Raw genomic sequence first — 9,569 nt, forward strand, 5'->3', positions numbered from 1 at the left:
GCAATGGAAACCCTCTATCGAAACAATTCTATATAAAATATACTGAACCGCCGTATACGGAACCGTACGTACGGTGGTGTGAGAGGACGATAAATAAAATAATTATTTATCTCCTACTCGATTCAACGATGCGTTGTTTGTATTATATTTAAAAGGAAGATAGAATAGTTATGAGGTGATTTATATGGATGTATATGAAATTGGAAAATTGATTCGAAAACTTAGAAGAGAACAAAACCTGACACAAAAGCAGTTGGCACAAAAAATACATGTTAGTGAGCAGGCAGTGTCGAAGTGGGAATGTGGCAAAGGAGTTCCGGATATTTCCCTGATAAAGGAAATATCACAACTATTTGAAGTGTCCATGGATTGTTTCTTTAATGGAAGTTTGGAGACAAAAAGCAAAGATAAGGGAAATATAAAAAATATACAATTTTATGTATGCCCAAAATGTGGTAATATTCTAACTTCAATGTCGTATGTGGATATGCATTGTTGTGGTTATACCTTACATCCATTAGAGAGATTAGTTGACGATGATCATAAACTAGATATCAACATTGTCGAGCATGATTACTTCGTGAGTATGGAACACGATATGAAAAAAGAACACTATATTTCTTTTGTTGCATTTGTATCATATGATCGCATGCAGTTTATAAAGTTATATCCAGAACAACCGATGGAAATACGCTTCCCATATACAGGTAGTGGCGAAGTATATGCGTATTGTAGTGTGCATGGTTTGTTTTCGACTAGTATAAAAAAATAAAACAAGCTTTCTAAAATTGCATAGAGAGATGTGTCTTGACTTTCCCCTTACTGGAGGCTTTATACTTTAGGGTATATTGAAGAAGGAGAGGGTATTTATGCAAGATAAAAATAAGATTCATATACAAGGATTAACACAAAACAATGTAAAAAATATTACACTAGATATACCGAAAGAAAAGATTGTTGTGTTTACAGGAGTTTCGGGGTCAGGGAAATCAAGTATTGTATTTGATACGATTGCGGCAGAAAGTCAACGACAAATGAATGAGACGTATTCAGCATACATTCGAGGACGTTTACCTAAGTTTGAAAAACCAAGAGTTGAGTGTATTGAGAATTTATCAGCATCCATCATTATTGATCAATCTAGGTTAGGCGGTAATGCTCGCTCAACTGTAGGTACAATTAGTGATATGTATACATTGATGCGCTTGTTGTTTTCAAGGATTGCAACTCCTTATATTGGTACATCTTCTTATTTTTCTTTCAACAATCCCAATGGTATGTGCCCACATTGTATGGGGTTGGCACTATTATAGATGTGAATATTTTTGCGGTAATTGATAATAACAAAAGTTTGAATGAAGATATGTTAGATTTGCCAGCATTTCATCCAGGAAAATGGTATTGGAAAGCATACGTGAATAGTGGTTTGTTTGATTCGGATAAAAAGTGGAAGGATTATAGTGAACAAGAACGTAATTTGTTATTGTATGGAGCATATGAACGTAATGGGAAACAAGTTCATAAAGATGTAGGTGGTATTTACAATTTTTTAAAGAAGGCATTACTGAAAAGAGATATTTCAGAAATAAAAGAGACGTCTCTTCTTCGTTATCAGAAATTAATACAATCCCATCCATGTCCTTGTTGTCATGGAAAACGTTTGAATGAAAGGGCATTATCCTGCCAAATACAAGGATACACGATACATGATCTTTGCGAAATGGAGTTTACACAGCTATATCATATGCTTGAAACTATACACGATGATCGTGCGCAATCTATCATTCAAAGTCTTTTATCCTCTTTATCTCGCTTGATTGAAATTGGTCTTCCATATTTAAGTATGAATCGTGAATCAACATCATTATCTGGAGGAGAGGCGCAACGACTAAAACTAGTACGCTATATGGGAAGCTCGTTAACGGGAATGATGTATATATTTGATGAACCTAGTACGGGAATGCATCCACGAGATGTTTATAGAATGAGTAAGTTATTACAAAGCCTTCGTGATAAAGGGAATAGCGTGTTGGTGGTAGAACATGATAAAGATGTTATATCCATTGCGGATGAAGTAATCGATGTAGGACCTCATGCAGGAAGTAATGGAGGGGAAGTGCTGTATCAGGGGAGTTATGAAGGATTGTTAAAAACGGATACTTTAACAGGGAAAGCTATGCGTGAATATGTTGAAGTAAAAGAAAATACTAGAGCGATTACTTCCTATCTAGAGCTTACTCATGCTTCTTTACATAATTTGAAAGATGTTTCTGTGTCTATTCCTTTGCATGTATTATGTGTGATAAGTGGTGTTGCAGGTTCTGGTAAGTCTACTTTGATTCGTGATGTTTTTGCGAAAGAGTATGAAGAACGAGTGGTTTTGGTGGATCAATCTGCGATTACCGCTACATCACGCTCTACCCCAGCGACTTACCTTGGTTTCTTTGATGATATTCGCAAACTACTTGCGATGGAAAATCATGTATCACCTTCATTGTTTTCTTTTAATAGTAAAGGAGCTTGTCCTGTATGTAAAGGAAGAGGCGTAATTTTGACGGAATTGGTGTTTATGGACCCCGTTGTAACTGTTTGTGAGGCATGCGAAGGAAAACGATACAGTGATGAAGCAATGTCTTATAAATATCGTGGTAAAACGATCGTAGATATTTTAGAAATGCGTGTTGAAGAAGCATATTCTTTTTTTCAAGAACATAAGAAAATCCATAAACATATTCACGCTATGATGGAAGTAGGTTTATCTTATTTATCTTTGGGTCAATCATTATCTACTTTATCGGGTGGTGAACGACAACGTGTGAAATTAGCGAAATACTTAGATAAAAAAGGAAACATTTATGTACTTGATGAACCTACTACAGGTTTGCATGCATTTGATGTTCATAAAATCATGGAAGTATTAGATGGTTTTGTGGAACGTGGAAATACAGTGCTTGTGATAGAACATAATTTAGATGTTATGAAACGAGCTGACTATATCATTGATGTAGGACCAGATGGCGGTAGTGCAGGAGGAGAAATTGTGTTTACGGGAACACCACGAGAAATGATCGATTCTTCAAATACTATCACAGCGAGTTATTTGCGAAAATCTTGTGAGAGAAAGAAACCTTCGTGCTTCTAGAGAACGCATTTTCTATTGACAAAATACTTTAACCTAGGTAAACTATAGATAATCCATAGATAAAGAGCTGATTATATGCCTTGTTATAGAGAGAAGATGTTGTGCTGAAAGTCTTCACTTGGTGTATACTTGGGACACTTTTGAGGAGTTATCAGGAAATGGGTAATCGCATGTCTGCGTTATGGACTTGAGTATAGCGTTCAATGAACGAAATAAGGTGGCACCGCGTATAGATACGTCCTTATACAGGGCGTTTTTTTATACTTTTATAGGAGGAAATAAATATGAATTATCAAGTACCTAGAGGAACACAAGATGTACTACCAAGTGAGGTTGGTAAATGGCATCGTTTAGAAGAATTGATTCGTCAGTTTTGTTATGTATATAATTATCAGGAAATTAGAACCCCAATTTTTGAACATACCAATGTGTTTAAAAGAGGAAATGATTCCAGTGATATGGTCAATAAAGAGATGTACACATTTCAGTTAGAAAATAGTTCTACATCTTTGACATTGCGTCCAGAATGTACGGCAGGTGTTGCTAGAGCATTTGTGGAACATAAAATGTTTGGATATGCAGATTTACCAGTGAAAATGTATTATGTAGGACCACAGTGTCGTCATGAACGTCCACAAAAGGGAAGAATGCGTATTTTTCATCAGTTTGGTGTAGAAGTCATTGGTGCAAAGAGTCCTTTGTTGGATGTAGAAGCAATTACTCTTGGTTGGTCTTTTGTTACGGCTCTTGGATTGAAAGATATGAAGGTGTTAATCAATACGTTAGGGGATGATGCATCACGCGATGCATATCGTAGCGCATTGAAGAAACACTTTGAACACGATATTGAACATATGTGTGGAGATTGTAAACGTCGTTTTGAACAAAATCCATTGCGTATTTTGGATTGTAAAGTTGATCATGAACGTGAAGTGATGAAAACTGCACCAAAAATGGAAGATTATCTAAATGAAGAAAGTAAAGCTTACTTTAAAGAAGTATTGGATGGTCTAGATGCATTAGGAATTCCTTATGAAGTAGACGATCGTTTGGTTCGTGGTTTGGATTATTATACACACACGGTATTTGAGGTTGTTTCTGTTAATAAAGATATGGGTGCACAATCGACTGTGTTTGCAGGAGGTCGTTACGATGGTCTTGTGGAATATTTTGGAGGACCAGAAGGAATGAGTGGAATCGGTTGGGCGATGGGAATTGAGCGTTTGATCATTGCTTGTGAGGCTGAAGGTATTGTGTTAAATGAAGAAGATGGATTGGATGCCTATGTTTTATGTCTAGATGAATCTGTTAGAAATGAAGCATTGCAAATTACAACTGCACTTCGCTCTGCGGGGTATCGTTGTGATATGGATTATTTGAATCGTTCTTTTAAAGCTCAATTTAAAACGGTCGATCGTCAAAAAGCAAAAGTAGCATTGTTTGTTGGAGAAGATGATATAAAACAAGGGACTGTCAATATAAAACGGATTAAAGACCAAGTAAAACAAACAGTAAAAATAGAAGAGATTATTGATGCGATAGATGCGATGTTTGTACAAGATGAACATGTATGTACGTGTCAGGGAGAAGGGAATACACATGAATAGAACACACCAAAATGGAGAGTTAAGAATCGAAGATGCACAAAAAGAAGTGACGTTAGTTGGTTGGGTCGCAAAACGTAGAAATTTCGGTGCACTTGTATTTATTGATTTAAGAGATCGTAGTGGAATTACACAATTGGTATTTGATGAGCATATCGCAGAACAAATCAAAGATGTACGTAATGAATATATCTTAGAAGTAAAAGGAATCGTTTGTGAACGTAAAGATAAAAACCCTAAGCTTCCTACTGGGGATATCGAAGTAAAGGTAGAATCAGTGACAATCGTAAACCGTGCACAAACAACACCAATCATTGTTGCGGATGAAACAGATGCTTTAGAAGATACACGTTTGAAATATCGTTATCTTGATTTAAGAAGAAGTGTATTGCAGAAGAATTTGATGTTACGTCACAAAGTCACCATGTTAACTCGTAATTATTTATCTGATTTAGGTTTTTTAGAAATTGAAACTCCTATCTTATGTAAGTCGACACCAGAGGGAGCACGTGATTATTTAGTTCCAAGTCGTTTAACACCAGGAGAATTCTATGCTCTTCCACAATCACCACAGCTATATAAACAGTTGTTGATGGTGGGTGGTTTAGAAAAATATTTCCAAATTGCTAAATGTTTCCGTGATGAAGATTTAAGGGCGGATCGACAACCAGAATTTACGCAAATCGATATCGAGATGAGTTTTGTTGAAGAAGAAGATATTTGGAATGTAACAGAAGGATTAATGAAGAAAATTTTCAAAGAAGTGAAAGATGTAGAACTTGATTCTTTCCTTCGTATACCATATGAAGAATGTATGGCTCGTTTTGGTAGTGATAAACCAGATTTACGATTTGGTATGGAACTACAAACAATGAATGCTGTATTTGAACATACTGAATTCCAAGTGTTCAAAAACGTGTTGGATAGTGAAGGTGTTATTTGTGGGATGGTTGCGAAGAATTGTGCAGATAAGTTCTCACGTAAAGATTTTGATAAACTACAAGAATATGTAAAAATCTATGGAGCGAAAGCACTCGCTTATTTGAAGATGAGTGAGGATGTGCTGAGTGGATCTGTTGCGAAAGTAGTAAGCGATGATGAAAAAGCAGCTTTAGTGAAGAATTATAGTTTAGAAAATAACGATGTTATCTTCATGGTTGCGGATAAGAAAAAAGTTGCTCAAACGGCAATGGGTGCTCTACGTAATAAATTAGGACATGACTTAGATTTAATAGATACTTCAAGCTATCGTTTCTTATGGGTTACGAATTTCCCAATGTTTGAATATGTAGAGGATGAAAACCGCTATGTAGCAGCACATCATCCATTTACGTCTCCTAATCTAGAGGATGTAGATAAATTGATGAGTGATCCTTCTCATTGTTATTCTCGTGCATATGACTTAGTGTTGAATGGATATGAGTTATTAAGTGGTTCTATTCGAATTCATGATCAAGAATTACAGAAAACAGTATTCGAAGCAATTGGTATGTCATTGGAAGAAGCATATGAAAAATTTGGATTCTTTATTGATGCCTTTAAATATGGAACACCTCCACATGGTGGTGTAGGAATTGGACTCGATCGTTTGATTATGATTTTAAGTAATACAGATAATATACGAGATGTAATTGCATTTCCAAAAACTGCCAGCGCATCTGATTTGATGAGTGAAGCACCATCAACTGTGGATCAAATCCAACTCGATGAGCTTTGTTTAAGCATAACTAAAGGAGAAAATTAATCTACTTTTTTTTCTAGGTATAAACTTGATTTTTATACATGATTGTTAGTTTCAAGAAAGCAAAAAAAATATAAATGTCAAGAGTATTCTTTTAGAATATACATGATATACTATAAGTGTCCAAGAGTTACACATTTTTCCTACACTTAGAGATAAGGGAGATCGGATGTTATGATTTGGTGTGAATACTTGCTACGAGCAGGAATCCTAAAAATTCGTACAGATCACCCACCTGCATTTACAGGGAAAGATCTCTACTCTTGGACATGAAAAAGGAGCCGATGAATCGACTTCTTTTTTATTTTGTTTTTTGTTTAACATATGCTATACTTTTAACAAAGATACAGGAGGTAGGGCATGGATCATAGAGAGAGATTTATCGCGTTATATAAAGAACATGTAAATCGAGAAGGAAGCGAAAAATTATTGGATTACTTATTGAACCAAAGTGATTTTTTAACTGCACCAGCTTCTACTAGATTTCATGGAGCTTATGCAGGAGGGTTGTTAGAACATAGCTTGAATGTATATGATTGTCTATGTGATTATTTGAAGAGGGATCGTGCGAAAGAATTGTATCATATGAACTACGACGATGAGAGTGTAGCTATTGTCGCTTTATTACACGATGTTTGTAAAGTTAATTGTTATAAAGAAAGTACACGTAATCAAAAGATAAATGGAACATGGCAACAAGTTCCATATTATGAATTTGATGATCAATTGCCTTATGGACATGGAGAGAAAAGTGTTTATATCATCAATGGCTTTATACGATTGTCACGTGAAGAGGCTTTTGCAATACGATATCATATGGGCTTTAGTGGAAGTGAAGAAGTGCGCAATGTTGGAGCGGCGTTTGAAATGTATCCTCTCGCATTTGCATTAAGTACTGCAGATATGGAAGCTACCTACTTTGTAGAAGGGAAAGAATAAAGAAAAGAAGTGTATTTCCTTGGTGGAGTGCACTTCTTTTGTATAGATTAACTTTCTTCGTTTACTTTATGCCATAATTCGATTTGTTCTTGATTGCTTAACATGTGCACGAAGTTACTCTTTGCCATGGGATACTTCACATAGAAATCTTGTAATAATTCTTTCATATCCTGACGTTCTGTATAACCATCGTTTGGACATGTACTTTGTACAAATGGAATATCGTTATTTTGTTGGGCAGCGATAATGGCTTCCTCATAGCTATAAATAAGAGGGCGAATAAAGGTCATATCTGTTCTTGATAAATACATTCTAGGTAAGAATGTTGCAATCTTACCACCATGAATCATATTCATCAATAGCGTTTCTACAGCGTCATCACTATGATGCCCAAAGGCAACTTTTGTACAATTTAATTTCTTTGCTTCATCAATGACGGTTGCCTTTTTGAACTTGGAACATAAACTACATTTTAAATTTCCGTTCTTATCCAAATTCTTCTTTAATATTTCATAAACAATAGAATCAAATTTATGGAATTCGATTCCTTCATTTTCGCAGAATGCGTTTACTTCATCAAAGTTCATATTTGGAAACCCCAATTTGATATGGATGCCAACAACTGTAAAATTCTTACCTTCGAATTTGGAATACATATGTAAAGCAGTCAACAAGACCATACTGTCTTTTCCACCACTTACTCCAACAGCAATACGATCACCATCTTCAATAAGGTTATAATCTCGATCTGCTCTTCTGATATCTCTTAATATTGCCTGTAAATTCATATTTGTTCACCTCTTTAAAAACATTGGTATTATAACATGAATTGATTTTATATGTATAGAAAAATAATAGGATATGAAATACTTTAGAATGTTATTCATGAAGCGGAATGTAAAGAAAGGAATTAATTCATGTTGAATTAGATGTCTATAAATGGTACGCTAAAGATATAAAGTTCTTCGATGTTTTTATATTTAAAAAATAGCTGAGGGAACTGCGGGAGGGAATTATGAAAAAGAAAACTCATAAACTATGGTTATATTTACCTGTTCTATTATTGTGTTGTGTTATCTGTTTCTTAATTTATGATTTTTTATTGATTAAGGATGTTTCTATCACTCGCAAAAGTGGGAACTATATTGTAGTATTATCTGAGGATGTTAAAGATAAAAATACACTTGATGAAATGCGTGTTACAGAAAAAGAAATTGTAGAATTATTGAAGAATAATTCGATAGATTCAAAAGTATCAACTGTATTTTATCCAGATTTACCCGCATTTGTATATTACAAAAATTCTGAACGACGCAAACCATATAATATAAAGGTCGCAAATAATGCTTTTTTTCAAAATCTAAACATCACTCAACCTAAATCAAATGTGATGTATCGTATGGCAGGTTCGGGAGGTGGTGAGTTAGATATTCGCTTGAATAAAGGGGATTCATCTAAATCGTTCAAAGAAGTTGAATTTGAACTATATCAAGTTTTATCAGAAGATATTGTAGAATCATCTGATTTGCCAAATTTTGATGAAATGTTCACATTTATTGAATTTGGAGACTACATTACTCTTGATACTTTCTCTTCTATCATGGAAATTGTTTATCACAAAGATATAGAGAATTATTCATATGGTAAGTTTCGCTCATTTCAAATATTCATAAAGAGTGAAAGCGGTGAAGTTACTGATTCAATTCTTCAAATTTTGCCAGAAAATTATCATGCTATATCAGATTTTGAAGTTGAGAAAGATAATGTTTTTGATAAGTGGATGGATAAGTTGAAGGTTGGTTTACTACTCATCTTTGTAATTATTGTGTTTGAAGTTGTTCTTATAAAAAAATATAAAGCAAATAAGTAGATACCTAAAACTTTGTCTTTAATAAAGGAAACATATGGATTTGAATCGAACTCGTTTCATATGAAAAACAATTGTATCAGATTGCTATTTGATCTTTTTGTAAAGTTATGTGAAGTTTTGTATTAGTATGGTTAATCAAAGTGTTTTATTGTCTCAAGTTTTACACTTGGAAGATAGTAAAAAGGTCCCAAGTCCCCTAAGTAAAGGGGATGAGACCTTTTTTCGTTATTGATTTAGTTTCGTACTTTTTCTAGAATTCACTATTCTTGAAAA

General features: G+C 34.5%; 8 protein-coding genes, 1 other RNA gene and 1 other annotated feature. Of the genes, 8 read left to right on the forward strand and 1 reads right to left on the reverse strand.

Annotation, left to right across the window (positions count from 1 at the left end; translation table 11 throughout):
* Positions 1 to 184: 184 nt before the first annotated feature.
* From ACWG0P_RS15755 to ACWG0P_RS15785, 7 genes are all read left to right on the forward strand, one after another.
* Positions 185 to 772: a helix-turn-helix domain-containing protein gene (locus tag ACWG0P_RS15755; protein WP_455802525.1), complete on the forward strand. Its 588-nt coding sequence runs from the start codon at positions 185 to 187 to the stop codon at positions 770 to 772.
* A gap of 97 nt (positions 773 to 869) precedes the next feature.
* Positions 870 to 1,313, forward strand: coding sequence for a DNA helicase UvrA (locus tag ACWG0P_RS15760; RefSeq protein WP_455802526.1), 444 nt, complete (start codon positions 870 to 872; stop codon positions 1,311 to 1,313).
* 2 nt (positions 1,314 to 1,315) lie between these two features.
* Entirely contained in the window at positions 1,316 to 3,142 is a 1,827-nt protein-coding gene (locus ACWG0P_RS15765; RefSeq protein WP_455802527.1) for an ATP-binding cassette domain-containing protein, read from the forward strand.
* A 47-nt stretch (positions 3,143 to 3,189) separates the two neighbouring features.
* Positions 3,190 to 3,388: a binding site (T-box leader), on the forward strand.
* A 38-nt stretch (positions 3,389 to 3,426) separates the two neighbouring features.
* Positions 3,427 to 4,749 carry a histidine--tRNA ligase gene (gene hisS, locus ACWG0P_RS15770; protein WP_455802528.1) on the forward strand — a complete coding sequence of 441 codons (1,323 nt, stop codon included), beginning with the start codon at positions 3,427 to 3,429 and terminating at the stop codon, positions 4,747 to 4,749.
* Entirely contained in the window at positions 4,742 to 6,490 is a 1,749-nt protein-coding gene (gene aspS / locus ACWG0P_RS15775) for an aspartate--tRNA ligase (protein ID WP_455802529.1), read from the forward strand. The genes hisS and aspS overlap by 8 nt, the downstream gene beginning before the upstream one ends.
* Positions 6,491 to 6,605: 115 nt before the next feature.
* A non-coding RNA gene (gene ssrS, locus ACWG0P_RS15780) (6S RNA) lies at positions 6,606 to 6,760 on the forward strand.
* An 87-nt stretch (positions 6,761 to 6,847) separates the two neighbouring features.
* Positions 6,848 to 7,426 carry a hydrolase gene (locus ACWG0P_RS15785; RefSeq protein ID WP_455802530.1) on the forward strand — a complete coding sequence of 193 codons (579 nt, stop codon included), beginning with the start codon at positions 6,848 to 6,850 and terminating at the stop codon, positions 7,424 to 7,426.
* 47 nt (positions 7,427 to 7,473) lie between these two features.
* Here ACWG0P_RS15785 and ACWG0P_RS15790 read toward each other — a convergent pair whose 3' ends face one another.
* On the reverse strand, positions 7,474 to 8,214 hold the full coding sequence (locus ACWG0P_RS15790) for a tRNA 2-thiocytidine biosynthesis TtcA family protein (RefSeq protein ID WP_455802531.1): 741 nt from the start codon (positions 8,212 to 8,214) through the stop codon (positions 7,474 to 7,476).
* Between the two features lie 227 nt (positions 8,215 to 8,441).
* Between ACWG0P_RS15790 and ACWG0P_RS15795 the strand changes: the two genes are divergently transcribed.
* Entirely contained in the window at positions 8,442 to 9,296 is an 855-nt protein-coding gene (locus ACWG0P_RS15795) for a hypothetical protein (RefSeq protein ID WP_455802532.1), read from the forward strand.
* Positions 9,297 to 9,569 lie beyond the last annotated feature (273 nt).

The organism is Amedibacillus sp. YH-ame6, assembly GCF_053848845.1.